The sequence below is a fragment of the Streptomyces sp. NPDC002054 genome (genome assembly GCF_040296685.1).
In the GTDB taxonomy this organism is placed as follows: Bacteria; Actinomycetota; Actinomycetes; order Streptomycetales; family Streptomycetaceae; genus Streptomyces.
Genome location: NZ_JBEOXT010000044.1, coordinates 31,719 through 45,924 on the forward strand (window position 1 = coordinate 31,719; position 14,206 = coordinate 45,924).

A 14,206-nucleotide genomic window follows, 5' to 3' on the forward strand; every position below is an offset into this window, starting at 1 on the left:
GTTCCTGACGGCGCGTCAGTTCAGTAATCTGACTACGCGTCAGTTAGTACGAGTCATCGAGCAGGAGCGGGCGGAACGATGCTTGGATCTACTCACGGCACCCTCACCACCGACTTCCGCGCACGTGTCGAGGCCTGCGGGGAGCACCCCCGGGCGGCTGTCCATTCCACGACGGCCCCGTCCGGGGGCGGCGCGGACCGGGACGCCCTGGACGTCAGCGGGCGACCCCTGCACGCCGACGTGCCCGACCTCGACCGGTTCTTCCGGCCCGAGTCCGTGGCGGTCATCGGCGCCTCCGACGCCGATGGCAGACCCAACACCGGCATCACCCGCCAGCTCTTCGCCTGGGCCGAGCGCGTCGGCGCCCGCATCCACCCCGTCCACCCCACCCGCCCCACCGTCTTCGGGCACCCCTGCTTCGCCTCCGTGGCCGACCTGCCCGAACAGGTGGACCTGGCGGTGCTGCTGGTCGGCGACCCGCTGCCGGTCATCGAGGAACTCGCCGAGGCGAAGGTGAAGTTCGCGGTGGCCTTCGCCTCCGGCTTCGCCGAGACCGGCGAGGAGGGCAAGGCCGCCCAGGCCCGCCTCACCGCGGCCGTGGCGCGCTCCGGACTGCGCCTCCTCGGCCCGAACACCAACCTCAACGCCTTCGAGCGGTTCCGCGAGGACCTCGACGGCCCGGCCATCGCCCTGATCACCCAGTCCGGCCACCAGGGCCGGCCGGTCTACACCCTCCAGGAACTGGGCATCCGGCTCTCCCACTGGGCCCCCACGGGCAACGAGGCCGACCTGGAGACCTCCGACTTCATCTCCTACTTCGCCGAGCAGCCCGAGGTCGGCGCCATCGCCTGCTACGTGGAGGGCCTCAAGGACGGCCGCTCCTTCCTCCTGGCCGCCGACCGAGCCGCCCGCAACGGCGTCCCCGTCGTCGCCGTCAAGGTCGGCCGAACCGAGACCGGCGCCCGGATGGCCGCCTCCCACACCGGCAAACTCACCGGCGCCGACACGGTCGTGGACGCCGCCATGCGCCAGTTCGGCGTGATCCGCGTCGACGGCCTGGACGAACTCCAGGACACCGCCGCCCTGCTGGCCCGCGCCCGCCGCCCGCAGTCCGACGGGGTGGTCGTCTACTCCATCTCCGGCGGCACCGGCGCCCACTTCTCCGACCTGGCCACGGAGGCGGGCCTGCGCCTGCCCGGCCTCTCCGCCGCCAAGCAGGCCGAACTCCACCAGTGGATACCGTCGTACCTGAACGTCGCGAACCCGGTGGACAACGGCGGCCACCCGGTCGGCGACTGGCGCGGCCGAAAAATCATCGACGCCATCCTCGCGGACCCGTCGGTCGGCATCCTCATCTGCCCGATCACCGGCCCCTTCCCCCCGATGAGCGACAAGCTCGCCCAAGACCTGGTCGACGCAGCGGAGCAGACCGACAAACTGATCTGCGTGATCTGGGGCTCCCCGGTCGGCACCGAGGACGCCTACCGGAGGGTGCTGCTGGGCTCCTCCCGGGTGGCCACCTTCCGCACCTTCGGCAACTGCATCACCGCCGTCCGCGCCTACCTCGACCACCACCGCTTCACCACGGCCTACCGCTCCCCCTTCGACGACGCCCCCCGCACCCCCTCGCCCTCGTACCGCAAGGCACAGGCCCTGATGCGGCCGGGCCAGCAGCTGAGCGAGCACGCGGCGAAGCAGCTGCTGCGCGCGTACGGCATCCGGGTGCCGCGCGAACAGCTGGTGACCAGCGCGGCAGCGGCCGTCCGCGCGGCGGGCCTGGTCGGCTATCCAGTCGTCATGAAGGCCTCAGGCCCCCAACTGGCCCACAAAACCGAACTGGGCCTGGTCAAGGTCGGCCTCACCTCGGCCAGCCAGATCCGCGACGCCTACCGCGAGCTCACGGACATCGCCCGCTACGAGGACATCCCGCTGGACGGGATCCTGGTCTGCCAGATGGTCGAACGGGGCGTGGAAATGGTCGTCGGCGTCACCCAGGACGACCTCTTCGGCCCCACCGTGACGGTCGGCCTGGGCGGCGTCCTGGTAGAGGTCCTGCACGACGCGGCGGTCCGGGTCCCCCCATTCGGCGAGGACCAGGCCCGCGCAATGCTCACCGAACTCCGCGGCCACGCCCTTCTGGAGGGCGTCCGCGGAGCCCCTCCAGCCGATGTCGACGCGTTGGTGGAGGTCGTCCTCCGCATCCAGCGCATGGCCCTGGAACTAGGCGACGAACTCTCGGAACTCGACATCAACCCGTTGATGGTCCTCCCCCGCGGCCAAGGCGCAGTAGCCCTGGACGCGCTGGCCATCTGCCATTGACCCCGCCGGGGCGAACCCGCAGCCCCGCTCCCCCGGGCGAAGCCCGCACCCCGGCAGGGCACGGGCGCAGCTGCCCGGGGTTCCCGGGCGAAGCCCGGCCAACCGGCGGGCGGAGCCCCGCTCCCCCGGGTGCCCGGGCGGAGCCCGCACCCTGCGGGGGGCCCAGCCCGCACCCCGCGGAGCGGGGGGCACAGCCCGCATGGTTGCCGGGCGAAGCCCCGCCGGCCCGGAGTGCCGGGCGAAGCCCGCACCCGGCGGGGTGCGGCGCAGCCCGCACCAGAACGGGGGCCCAGGCCCCGCCCCGCACCCCGCGGAGCGGGGTGGGCACAGCCCCGCAAGGTTGCCGGGCGAAGCCCGCACCGGCGGGGTGCGGCGCAGCCCCGCAAAGGGTTGCCGGGCGGAGCCCGGGTAACCGGCGGGCGGAGCCCGGCCGGCCCGGGTTGCCGGGCGAAGCCCGGGCCACCGGCGGGGTCCGGGGCGGAGCCCCGGTTTCGGGAAGGGGCGGGGTGGGGGAATGGCCCCGCGCAGCGGACCCCGCAACCCGCAGCCCCGCCACAGCATCCGACCGTCACCCAAGGAGCCGCACCACCATGACCGACCCCACCCCCACCCTCCTCCACCGCACCGAGAACAACGTCTCCTGGATCACCCTCAACCGCCCCGACGCCATGAACGCCCTCACCTGGGACCAACGCGACCGCCTCATCGACCTCCTCGCCGAGGCCACCGCCGACCCCGCCGTCCGGGCGGTCGTCCTCACCGCCACCGGCAAGGGCTTCTGCGCGGGCGCCGACCTCCGCGGCGGCCCCGCCACCGGCGGCAATCGCATTGCCGGCGACATCGCCCGCATGATCCGCCTAGGCGCCCAACGCCTCATCACCGCAGTCCTGGACTGCGAGAAACCCGTGATCGCCGCAGTCAACGGCACCGCCGCCGGCATCGGCGCCCACCTCGCCCTCGCCTGTGACCTTGTCATCGCAGCCGAACCGGCCAAGTTCATCGAGGTGTTCGTCCGCCGCGGCCTGGTCCCGGACGGCGCCGGTGCCTACCTCCTGCCCCGCCTGATCGGCCCGCAGAAGGCCAAGGAGCTGATGTTCTTCGGCGATGCGCTCACCGCCCGCGAGGCGGAGCGGCTCGGCCTGGTCAACACGGTGGTCCCGGCCGACGAGCTGGCCGAGACGGCCCGCGCCTGGGCGGAACGCCTCGCGCAGGGCCCGACCCGGGCCATCGCCCTGACCAAGCAGCTGGTCAACGCCTCCCTGGACTCGGACCGCGCAACCGCGCTGGCCGCCGAGGCCACCGCCCAGGAGATCAACATGACCACCGCGGACGCGAACGAGGGCGTGGCCTCCTTCGTGGAACGACGCACGCCCAAGTACCACGGCCACTAATCCGCCCCGCGAACCGCCCCGCTCCTCCTACTGCTGCGGGTTGGGCCTCAGCACGGCAAACACCGCCCCACTCGTGTCCGCCAGCCAGGCAATCCGCCCGACGTCCGGCACGTCCACCCCCGGCATCAGCACCGTGCCGCCGTTCTCCGCCACCGCCGTGGCAATGGCATCGACGTCCGCCACGGCAAAGTACGGCACCCAGCGCGTGTCATCGCTCTCCTGCAGCGGCGCCACCCCGCCGAACGACCCGTCCTGCTGGTCGCCTTCGCCGACGCTCAGCACCCGGTAGGTCATCCCGGGCGCGTCCATCTCCTGCGACCGCCAGCCGAACAGCGTGCGGTAGAAGGCGATGGCCGCCACCGGGTCCGCCGTGTGCAGCTCCACCCAGCACAGCGTGTTGTCGGCGGAGGCCACCCCCAGCCCCTTGGTCTTCCCCGGCTGCCATACGGCGAACTCGGCGCCGCCGGGGTCGGTGAACTGGGCCAGCCAGCCTTCGCCCATCACGTCCATCGGCTCCGCCCGCACCTGCCCGCCGCCCTGCTCCACGGCCTTGGCGGTGGTCTGGATGTCCGGGGTCTGGAAGTACACCATCCAGGCCGGCTCCGCCCCTTCGTCCATCAGCGGCCCCATTGCGGCAACGGTCTTCCCGCCTTTGTGGAAGAACCCGTACCCGCCCGCATCCGGCCCCGCCGAGACGAACTCCCAGCCGAAGACCACGCCGTAGAAGGCGGCGGCACCGGTGGTGTCGGGGCTGCCGAGGTCGAGCCAGTTGGGCGATCCGGTACGGAAGTCGGTGGCGAGCATGCTGTCCTCCTGAGGGTCGGTTGAGACGCCCCCGCCACGATGCCGAGCCGCACCCGCCCACCGCCCGCACCTCCCCCGGGCATCCCCAGGATTCACCCGGCTGGCCTCAAGGGGTTCCAATCTGACGATCCGTCAGCTTGAATCGATTCTGTGATGGGACACGCAGGGATGGCGGCCACCGTCGTCCGATACCTCAGGTCAGCCGGCTTCCCCACGACCATGGAGCCCGCGCCGATCGACGCGCATCCGCGCCCCGATCTCCGCGCCGTCGGTGACGACGAGCGCGCCCCCGTCAGCCCGGCCGACTTCCGGGCCGTGCTCGGGAACTTCGCCAGCGGGGTCACGATCATCACCGCCCCCGGCGTGGACGACGAGCCCTGGCCGGCCGGCTTCGCCTGCCAGTCCTTCGCCTCGCTGTCCCTCGATCCGCCCCTGGTGACCTTCATGGTCGGCCGCACCTCGACCAGTTGGCCGCGCATCGCCCGGGCCGGGGTGTTCTGCGTGAACATCCTCGGGGCGGAACAGAGCGCGCTCTGCCGGGCCTTCGCGGTCAGCGGATCCGACAAGTTCGCGGGGGTCGACCACACACCGGCGCCGGTCACCGGATCCCCGCAGCTGGCCGGCGTACCGGCCTGGATCGACTGCCGGATCCATGCCGTCCACACCGGCGGCGACCACCTGATCGTGGTCGGCCGGGTCGAGGCGATGGGCGCGGCCGGCGAGGGCGATCCGCTGCTCTTCCACAAGGGCAGATTCGGCCGCCTGGCCGCCACCTCCCCGACCTGACCAACGCCCCCCCGGCCCGGAGCCCGGGCCGGGGCCTGGGCCCGGCCGGGGCCTGGGTCAAAGCGCGGGCCTCGCCCGGCCGAAGCCGGGGCCGGGGCCAGGGCCGAAGCCCGCCCCGGCCCCCGGCTTCGGGCTGCGGCCCTGCCCCGCTAGAACGTCAGCACGCCCCTGGCCACCCGCCCGTGCTTGGCGTCGGCCGCCGCCTTGGCGAAGTCCTCCACCGGGTAGACCTCGGTGACCAGTTCGTCCAGCAGCAGCCGGCCCTCCCGGTACAGCTGCGCGTACAGCGCGATATCGCGCTGCGGGCGCGAGGATCCGTACCGGCAGCCCATGATCGTCTTGTCCAGGTACAGGGAGGACACCTGGAAGGACGCCTCCTCGGTGAAGCCCGGCACCCCCAGCAGCACCGCCTGCCCGTGCCGGTCCAGCAGGTCGATCGCCTGCCGGATCAGCTTCACGCTGCCCACGCACTCGAAGGCGTGGTCCGCCCCGGTCGGCAGGATCTCCTTCACCGCCACCCCGCTGTCCGGCACGGCCGACGCGTCCACGAAGTGCGTCGCCCCGAACTGCCGGGCCACCGCCTCCTTCGCCGGGTTCGCGTCCACCGCGACGATCACCGAGGCTCCCGCGATCCGGGCCCCCTGCAGCACATTGAGGCCGATCCCGCCGGTGCCGATGACCACCACCGACTCGCCCCGGTCCACCCGGGCCCGGTTCAGTACGGCGCCCACGCCGGTCAGCACCCCGCAGCCGATCAGCGCCGCACTGGTCAGGGGTATGTCCGCCGGGATCTTCACCGCCTGCACGGCCTTGACGATCGTGCGCTCCGCGAACGCGGAGTTGGAGGCGAACTGGAACAGCGGCCTGCCGCCCCGCGAGAAGGGCTGACCGGGCATCCCGATCGCCTTCCGGCACATCGTCGGCCGGCCCCGGTCGCAGTCCGCACAGGCCCCGCAGTTGGCGAGGGTGGACAGCGACACGTGGTCGCCGGGCACCACATGCGTCACCCCGGCCCCCACCGCCTCCACGACCCCCGCGCCCTCGTGCCCCAGCACCACCGGCGGCGGGAACGGAATCGTCCCGTCGATCACCGACAGATCGCTGTGGCACAGCCCGGCCGCCGCGACCGCGACCAGCACCTCCCCCGGGCCCGGATCGCGGATCTCCAGATCGTCGACCACCTGGGCCTGCTTGCCGTCGAAGACAACGCCTCTCACCTGGACTCCTTAGGGAGGCCGAGCACGCGCTCGGCGATGATGTTCCGCTGGATCTCGTCCGAACCGCCGTAGATCGTGTCGGCCCGGGTGAACAGGAACAGCCGCTGCGCCTCCGCCAGGCCGTCCTCGTACGGAATCCCCGGCGCCCAGTCCCGGACCCCGGCCCCGCCGGCCGCGCCCCGGACCGCCACCGCCAGCTCGCCGAGCCGCCGGTGCCAGCCGCCCCACAGCAGCTTGGCCACGCTCGGCGCCCCCGGGTCCTGCGCGCTGCCGGCGCTGCCCGCACTGCCGGCGTCGCTGCCCAGGGTGCGCAGCGCGTTCCACCGCATGGTGCGCAGCTCGGCCCACTGCCGGACCAGCCGGTCCCGGAGCACCTCGTCCGCCGCCTCGGAGGAGGCGAGGTAGGCGCCCACCACCCGCTCGAGTTCCGCCGCGAAGCCGATCTGCTGCACCAGGGTGGACACCCCGCGCTCCAGGGCCAGCAGTCCCATGGCCACGGTCCAGCCGTGGCCCTCCCCGCCGACCACCTCCTCGGCCACCGCCCCGTCGAAGAAGACCTCGTTGAACTCGCTGGTCCCCGACATCTGCCGGATCGGCCGGACCTCGATCAGGCCCGGCTGGTCCATCCGGACCAGCAGGAAGGACAGCCCGTGGTGCCGGCGGGAGCCCGGCTCGGTGCGGGCCAGGACGAAGCACCAGTCGGCCTCCCGCGCCAGCGAGGTCCAGATCTTCTGCCCGCTGACCCGGTACCGCCCCTGCTCCCAGTCCCGTACGGCGGTGGTGCGGACGGCCGCGAGGTCGGAGCCGGCTCCCGGCTCGCTGTACCCCTGGCACCACAGCTCCTCGCCGCGCGCGACGGCCGGCAGGAACCGGTCCCGCTGCTCCCGGGTGCCGTACGCGAGCAGGGTGGGGGCGAGCAGGTTCTCGCCGATGTGGCCGACCCGGCCGGGAGCGCGGGCCCGGGCGTACTCCTCGGCCCACACCACCTGCTGGGTGAGCGTGGCGCGCTGCTGCCCGTACGCGCCGGGCGGCGCATCCCAGCCGAGTCCGATCCAGCCGCCCCGCCCAAGCTCCCGCTCCCACTCCCGGCGGGCGGCCACGCCCTCGTGCTCGCTGCCCGGCCCGCCGAGGCCGGCGGCCTCGGCGTACGGCCCGAGGAGGTGCCCGGCGAGCCAGTGCCGCGCGGCGGACCGGAAATCGTCGTCCGCCGCATCAAAGCCGAACTCCACGAGATCCCCTTACGCGTTGGGGCGGTCCTTGGCGGCTGCCGCCCGAGCCATGGCCTCCAGCTGCGCCAGCATCGGCATCGGGTCGGTGCCGACGGTGCCGGGCAGGAAATCGGCGATCTTCTCCGGGGTCCAGGCCCCCTCGGCGTATCCGGCGCGCAGTTCGCGCGGCTGTGCCCATACGGCGATCTTCGGACCGGCGATGGTGTACACCTGCCCGGTGATCTTCTCCTCCCGGGCCCGGTCACTGAGCAGGTACGTGACGAGCGCGGCCACGTCCTCCGGCTCGCCGATCTCCTTCAGCTCCATCGGCACGTTGGCCGACATCCGGGTCCGGGCGACGGGGGCGACGGCGTTGGCCGTGACCCCGTACTTGTTCAGGCCGAGGGCGGCGGACCGCACCAGCGAGATGATCCCGCCCTTGGCGGCGGAGTAGTTGGCCTGCGCCACGCTGCCCTGGTGGTTGCCGCTGGTGAACCCGATGAGGGTGCCGGTGCCCTGCTTGCGCATGACGGCGGCGGCGGCCCGGAACACGGTGAACGTGCCCTTCAGGTGGGTGGCGACGACGGGGTCCCACTCCTCCTCGCTCATGTTGAACAGCATCCGCTCGCGCAGGATCCCGGCCACGCAGACGACCCCGTCGAGGCGCCCGTACTCGGCGAGCGCGGTGTCGACGATGCGCTGGCCGCCCGCCATGGTGGAGATGTCGTCGGCGACGGCCACCGCCTGCCCGCCCGCCGCGACGATCTCCTTCACCACCGTGTCGGCGACCTCGCTCGTCGGCTCCCCGCCCTCGATCGAGACCCCGTAGTCGTTGACGACGACCTGCGCGCCCTCGGCGGCGGCGGCAAGGGCGACGGCCCGGCCGATGCCCCGGCCCGCGCCGGTGACGGCGACCACCTTGCCTGCCAAGAAGTTCCCCACGTCCGGCCCCTTCCCGCGGTTTCTGACGGACCGTTAGATTCTATGGGCACCCGGATACACGTGCACAAGCCCTCGTCCGTCAGGAGTGAGCGAAGCCATGACTCTCCCCGCCGAGTTCCACGCCATCGCGAAGCGCGTCAACAACTGGGGCCGCTGGGGCGCCGACGACGAGATCGGCACCCTCAACCTGATCACCGCCGAGGTGCTGCGCGCCGCCGCGGCCGAGATCCGCACCGGCCGCCGGATCCCGCTGGCCCTCCCGCTCAAGGAGGACGGCGTACAGGCCGGCCTGATCCCCGGCCGGATCAACCCGCTGCACACGATGGTGCAGATCAACCAGGAGCTCTTCGGCCCGGGCACGGTGGCCTGCAGCGACGACGCGGTGACCATGGGCCTGCAGGCGGCCACCCACTGGGACGCCCTGACCCACGTCTCGCACTCGGGCCGCATCTACAACGGCCGCCCGGCCGACTCCATCACCCCGCACACCCGCGCCCGGTTCAGCGGCATCGACAAGGCAACCCCGATCGTCTCGCGCGGCGTCCTCCTCGACATCGCCCGCGCCAAGGGCCTGGACCGGCTGCCGGGCGCCCACGCGGTGACCCCGGCGGACCTGGCCGAAGCGGAGGAGTTCGGCCGGGTGAAGGTCCGGCCCGGCGACATCGTGCTGGTCCGCACGGGCCAGATCCAGACCTACCTGGCGGGCGACAAGCACGGCTACGGCTTCCCGTCCCCGGGCCTGTCGGTCCACACCCCGGAGTGGTTCCACGCCCGCGACGTGGCGGCCGTCGCCAACGACACCCTGACCTTCGAGATCTTCCCGCCGGAGATCGAGAACCTGTGGCTGCCGGTGCATGCGCTCGACCTGGTCGAGATGGGCATGCACCAGGGCCAGAACTGGAACCTCGAAAAGTTGTCCACAGCCTGTGCAGAAGAGGGCCGCTACAGCTTCTTTCTCTCGGCCATGCCGGAACCCTTCGTCGGCGCGACGGGCACCCCGGTCGCCCCGGTGGCGATCCTCTGACGCCATGCCACTACGACGCGCCCAAGCCGCTCGTCACCTCGTGCCAGATCGCCACGGCGGCAGCCACCTGGGCCAGGAGGTAGGCGATCTGCGCCGAGAGGCCGCGCATCTGGTAGATCGACAGCAGCAGGCCGAAGCGGGTGGGCCAGAACTGCCTTTCCTCATGGAAGGTCGCCATGTCCATCCAGAGGCTGGTGAGCGTCAGGACGGTGAGCATGAGCAGGACGCTCAGGAGCGCATAGCCCAGTTCGGTGTCGGTGATGCGGCTGAGCAGGGCACCCAACCCGACCGGGAGGGCATAGGCCAAGGTCAGGCTCAGCGCACGCACGGGGCTGTGGCGTCCGGGCAGCACACGCCAGAGTGCCCCCAGGACCATGCCGGCACCGGCCCAGGCAATCTGCCATGCACAGAACTTCGCCAACAAGTCCGGCAGTCCCGTGGAGTTGTGCAACATGAAGAGCCAACTCTGGGAACGCGAGAGGCTGGTCAGCCATGCCAGGGCGATGCTTGCCGGGATGCCAAAGAGGAATGCCAGCCGGGCGGAATGCTTCGCGTTGTCCCACCAGTGGAACTCGGGCCCCCAGGCAAGGGCGATGTCCACCACCGAATACTGCTCCGCCGGCCGCCTTCGACCCTGCCCTGAAAGCCACCGCTCCTGTTCGCGCAGTTTCCCTTCCATCATTTCACGCGAGGCGCCGTCCGCACGGCCGTGTTCCATCAGGTAGATCTGGTGATGCCAGTTGCGGTACTCATGGGCCTTCTTCAGCAGTGCCTCTCGGCGTTCCGGCCTGCTGAATGTCTGCTTGCAGAACTGCTCGCCCGCCTGGCTCAACACCGACCAGCGCAAGCCCACCTTGCGGACGGCAAGGAGCGAGAGCATGATCAGCAGGAACCACAGACCATAGAATGCCGAGGAGCCTGCGAACTCGACCTGCCTCATACCCACGAGGAAGGCGAAGATCGCGGCCGTCAGCAGAAAGTCCGATTCCTTCGGGTACAGGGAGATTTCCTGCCCGGAATCTCCCTTACCCCGCTGCTTCTCGACGCCGATGCGCAGCAGTGCGACGAGGGCGATACCCGCCAACACCCAGGAGTAGGCGTAGACCCAGCGGAGGCTCAGCAAGGGAAAGTCTTCCAGGAACTGCCTGAGCTCCCTATCTGGGATTCCGGTGCGTTCGCCCGGCCAGGCGACGCGCTTCCAGTCACGATGTTTCGCCCACACAAAGCAGCCCAGAATGACCGCTGCGATCGCCGCCAGCACCACCGAGACGCCCACGACCCATCGGACCGGGGAATCGTCCCACCTCTTGATCCAGGATTTCCGGAGCTCCCCTTCCCGAACGAAACGCCATGCCCAGGCCGTCATGGCGGCCAGAGCCAGCCACAGCGTCACCAGCCACAGCATCACAAGCCCGAGGTGGCCAAGGCGCTGGGCCTCCGGCGTTGGAAGCGACCCATGTCCGAGGAGGTGCAGGGCCCCGATCACGAGCGCCCCGACCGCGGCCACCCCGGTTGCGGTCACCGTCACGGCCAGGGCCTGACGGCGTCGGGTGGCAGGTGGGACGACCGTCTCGACCCCGGGCTCCTGCCGGGTGGGCGACTCGGTGCGGCACCACGGGCGGGCGACCAGGACCAGGGCCAGCCCTGCCGCGATGCCGATGAGGGCGCGCCACGAAGGCGACGCGATCTCTTTCATGGGCATGCGCAGCGTCAGGATGACCGCCGCGCTCAGCACGGCCCAGTACAGGACCGCCTCCTTGGGGCCTTCGTTGAAACCCCTGCCCCTCCCGCCGGCCGGCCGACGGGAGAATGTGTCGGTACGCCCCGGCTCCTGCGCCGCGTTCCCCGCCTGCGGCAGGGCGCGGATCGCGGCCAGCGCCATCACGACAGAGGCGGCCACCCACCATGAGATGACACCCACCGTGGTCGCCAGCTGCCAGGCGCTGGTCAAGGTGAAATACCGCTGCCAGGGCGGATCCACATCGACGGCGATGTCGAGGGTCTGCGGCTCGGGCCATTCCAGCACACCCTCTTTGAGGGACATGGGCTCCGGTGAGATCACGGCGGCATCGAGGCCGCCCAGCTTGACCTTGACACCCCGCCATACGACAAATTTCAGTGCGTCCGGCGGCTTGAGCGCAACCCGCCACACCTCGTCATCGACGTCGATTCCCCACGGCCCGATCCGGATGTTCCCCTTGCGATCGATCCAGGCGAGCGCCCGGTAGTTCACTGCGATCGAGTCGCCCTCTGCGGTGACCTTCGGGTTGTGGAAGCGCCACTCGGCATGGCGGGCGGGTACGGAGGCCCTTGCCCCGGGAACAGCGGATGGCAGGCTGTCCTCGCTCCCGCGCAGAAGACAGCTCATCGCGTTCTGGTACTCCGTGGAGTCCTCACCCAGGGTCAGATCTCTCGCGTAAGGCCAGGTGTCCGGAACTTCGACGGTCATATCCGACTGCACCTGGGTGGACATGCGCCCCCGGTGCTGAAATTCCAGCTCGGCACTCTCGACACGCGCTGCGAGCAGACCCGTCTGGCAGTGATCACGAGCGGCGGCGTCCACCACGCCCGACGACATCGCCCACCACCCGGTGATCAACGGCAACAATGCCAGCAGACACCCGATGATCAGCAGCGACAAGGGCAGCAGACGGTACCGACGCCACCAGGGCTTTTCTGGTTGTTGATTTCCGGATTGCGGCATCACATTGTGCAACCGATCATATTCATAACGGGATGGATGGGCGCGTTCACCGGGAGGATTAATGACCGAGACAAAGGATTCCCCCACGCCGAAGGCGAAGCTTCCCTCGTTCGAGGAAGCCGAAGGGCTGGGGCCTCAGGACGCCGAGTTCGTGCGGGACCTCGTCGCCGTGCTGGACAAGCACGGGAATCTGGACCGATTCGGCCTGTGCCTGCTGCACGACCACTTCCCGCTCGGCCCGGACGAGGTCCTGGTGGAGACCAACGACCCGCAGGCACGCACCCTGCACACCCAAGTGGAGAAGGCAGGCCGGACCCGGCACGCCAAGCCCTCACAGTGGAGGTTCCTCCGGCACGACAGGGACGACAGGGACGACCGGAAGCAGGGCCCCTATCAGGTCATCATGTTGTGCGACCCGCTGGAGGACCTGTGCCCCGGACGTGAACGCAAGCACTGACGCTGACGCTGACGGCATGACCGATCGACCCCTCTGCGGGAAATCGAAACGCTGCGAGCCCAGCGTGCAGCACCGGGAGCGGCCACGCACCCGGTGGCGCGGGAGCGTTCGGCCGGACGGGCGAGAATAGTCTGGGGCGAGGCCCGGGTGAGGGAGGGGGCGCGAGCGATGTGGGTGGATCTTTCGACCGTTGGCGTACCGACGGCGGACCGGTTCGAGTGGTTCAACGAGGTCGTTGCCAGCGAGCTGATGCCCACCGCCCTCAGCACCGACCAGACCGCCACCTTCCGCGCCGAGGTCGCCGCGCTCGACCTCGGCGCGCTCCAGGTGTCGAAGTTCTCCTACTCCCCGCTGCGTTCGAAGCGCACCCCCGCGCTGATCCGCCGGAGTGACCCCGAGCAGTACCAGCTCGCCCTGGTGACCTCGGGCAGCGAGTGGATCACCCAGCGGGGCAACGGGTCGAAGCTGGCCGCCGGCGATCTGGTGTTCTGGAATTCCTCGCACCCCTGGGAAGCCGGCGTCCCGGAGGCGGACGGCCAGGTCGAGGCGGTCGTGCTGCAACTGCCCCGGTCGGCGATGCCCTTGCGCGCCGACCGGCTGGACCGCCTGCTCGCCCGGCGTATCCCCGCCCGCACCGGCATGGCGGCGATCCTCGCCCGGTTCCTGACCTCCCTGCACGAGGAGGGCCCCGACTGCGCTCCGCAGGACCTGGCCCGGCTGGCGGGCATCACCACCGACCTGGTCGCGGCCTGCCTGGCCGAGCACCTCGATACGCCCGGGGAGCTCCCGGCCGAGGCCCGGAGCCGGGCCCTGAGGGCCCGTATCGACCGGTTCATCGAGCACAACCTCGGCGATCCGGAGCTGACCCCGCGCGCCATCGCCGCCCACCACGCGGTCTCCCTGCGGACGCTCTACAGCCTGTACGAGGACGTCGACGACGGCGGCGTCGCGACCGTCATCCGCCGGCGCCGCCTCGAGCGGGCCCATCAGGACCTCGCCGACCCCGAACTCCGCCGCCACACCGTCCAGTCCATCGCCGCCCGCCGCGGGTTCACCAGCGCCACCGCCTTCTCCCGCGCCTTCCGGGAGGTGTACGGGGTCACGCCGACCCAGCACCGCCACGAGGCACACGAAGCCCTGGCAAACGTGGCTGCACGAAATGGCGAAACGGGCCGCACGCCGCGCACACCCCGCCCCCCGGCGGCCCCATAGGCTCCCCGCTGGGCGAGGGCAAGAACCCGCCCGGCACCGCTCGCGGCCCGGAAGGAACCGGGGACCTTCCGGCCCGCGGGCATCTCGGCAGAACACCCCGCCCCCAGTGCATCCCACCGTGGAACCATGAGGTGTACATGAC

11 protein-coding genes are annotated in these 14,206 nt (G+C 71.2%); 6 read left to right on the plus strand and 5 right to left on the minus strand.

The window, feature by feature from the left end; all coding sequences use genetic code 11:
- Positions 1–78: 78 nt before the first annotated feature.
- The gene (locus ABT123_RS31815) at positions 79–2,319 is read left to right on the plus strand and encodes an acetate--CoA ligase family protein (RefSeq protein WP_351321026.1); all 2,241 of its coding nucleotides are present in this window, start codon (positions 79–81) and stop codon (positions 2,317–2,319) included.
- Positions 2,320–2,909: 590 nt separating this feature from the next.
- On the plus strand, positions 2,910–3,710 hold the full coding sequence (locus ABT123_RS31820; protein WP_351321028.1) for an enoyl-CoA hydratase/isomerase family protein: 801 nt from the start codon (positions 2,910–2,912) through the stop codon (positions 3,708–3,710).
- Between the two features lie 27 nt (positions 3,711–3,737).
- Here the strand turns inward: ABT123_RS31820 and ABT123_RS31825 are convergent, their stop codons facing one another.
- The gene (locus ABT123_RS31825) at positions 3,738–4,514 is read right to left on the minus strand and encodes a VOC family protein (protein ID WP_351321030.1); all 777 of its coding nucleotides are present in this window, start codon (positions 4,512–4,514) and stop codon (positions 3,738–3,740) included.
- Positions 4,515–4,682: 168 nt separating this feature from the next.
- On the opposite strand from ABT123_RS31825, the gene ABT123_RS31830 reads away from it, so the two are divergent.
- On the plus strand, positions 4,683–5,300 hold the full coding sequence (locus ABT123_RS31830) for a flavin reductase family protein (protein ID WP_351321072.1): 618 nt from the start codon (positions 4,683–4,685) through the stop codon (positions 5,298–5,300).
- Positions 5,301–5,449: 149 nt separating this feature from the next.
- Here the strand turns inward: ABT123_RS31830 and ABT123_RS31835 are convergent, their stop codons facing one another.
- From ABT123_RS31835 to ABT123_RS31845, 3 genes are read right to left on the minus strand one after another with little or no spacing between them, the layout of a single operon-like run.
- Positions 5,450–6,517: a Zn-dependent alcohol dehydrogenase gene (locus ABT123_RS31835; RefSeq protein WP_351321032.1), complete on the minus strand. Its 1,068-nt coding sequence runs from the start codon at positions 6,515–6,517 to the stop codon at positions 5,450–5,452.
- Positions 6,514–7,746 carry an acyl-CoA dehydrogenase family protein gene (locus ABT123_RS31840; RefSeq protein WP_351321034.1) on the minus strand — a complete coding sequence of 411 codons (1,233 nt, stop codon included), beginning with the start codon at positions 7,744–7,746 and terminating at the stop codon, positions 6,514–6,516. The genes ABT123_RS31835 and ABT123_RS31840 overlap by 4 nt, the downstream gene beginning before the upstream one ends.
- 9 nt (positions 7,747–7,755) lie before the next feature.
- Positions 7,756–8,667 (minus strand): SDR family NAD(P)-dependent oxidoreductase, encoded by a 912-nt coding sequence (locus tag ABT123_RS31845; RefSeq protein ID WP_351321036.1) that lies wholly within the window; start codon positions 8,665–8,667, stop codon positions 7,756–7,758.
- Between the two features lie 97 nt (positions 8,668–8,764).
- Between ABT123_RS31845 and ABT123_RS31850 the strand changes: the two genes are divergently transcribed.
- Entirely contained in the window at positions 8,765–9,691 is a 927-nt protein-coding gene (locus ABT123_RS31850) for a cyclase family protein (protein WP_351321038.1), read from the plus strand.
- 10 nt (positions 9,692–9,701) lie between these two features.
- Here ABT123_RS31850 and ABT123_RS31855 read toward each other — a convergent pair whose 3' ends face one another.
- Positions 9,702–12,398 carry a DUF6185 family protein gene (locus ABT123_RS31855; protein WP_351321074.1) on the minus strand — a complete coding sequence of 899 codons (2,697 nt, stop codon included), beginning with the start codon at positions 12,396–12,398 and terminating at the stop codon, positions 9,702–9,704.
- 58 nt (positions 12,399–12,456) lie between these two features.
- Between ABT123_RS31855 and ABT123_RS31860 the strand changes: the two genes are divergently transcribed.
- Both ABT123_RS31860 and ABT123_RS31865 read left to right on the plus strand, forming a co-directional pair.
- On the plus strand, positions 12,457–12,852 hold the full coding sequence (locus tag ABT123_RS31860; protein ID WP_351321040.1) for a hypothetical protein: 396 nt from the start codon (positions 12,457–12,459) through the stop codon (positions 12,850–12,852).
- 168 nt (positions 12,853–13,020) lie between these two features.
- Positions 13,021–14,064 (plus strand): AraC-like ligand-binding domain-containing protein, encoded by a 1,044-nt coding sequence (locus ABT123_RS31865; protein ID WP_351321042.1) that lies wholly within the window; start codon positions 13,021–13,023, stop codon positions 14,062–14,064.
- Positions 14,065–14,206 lie beyond the last annotated feature (142 nt).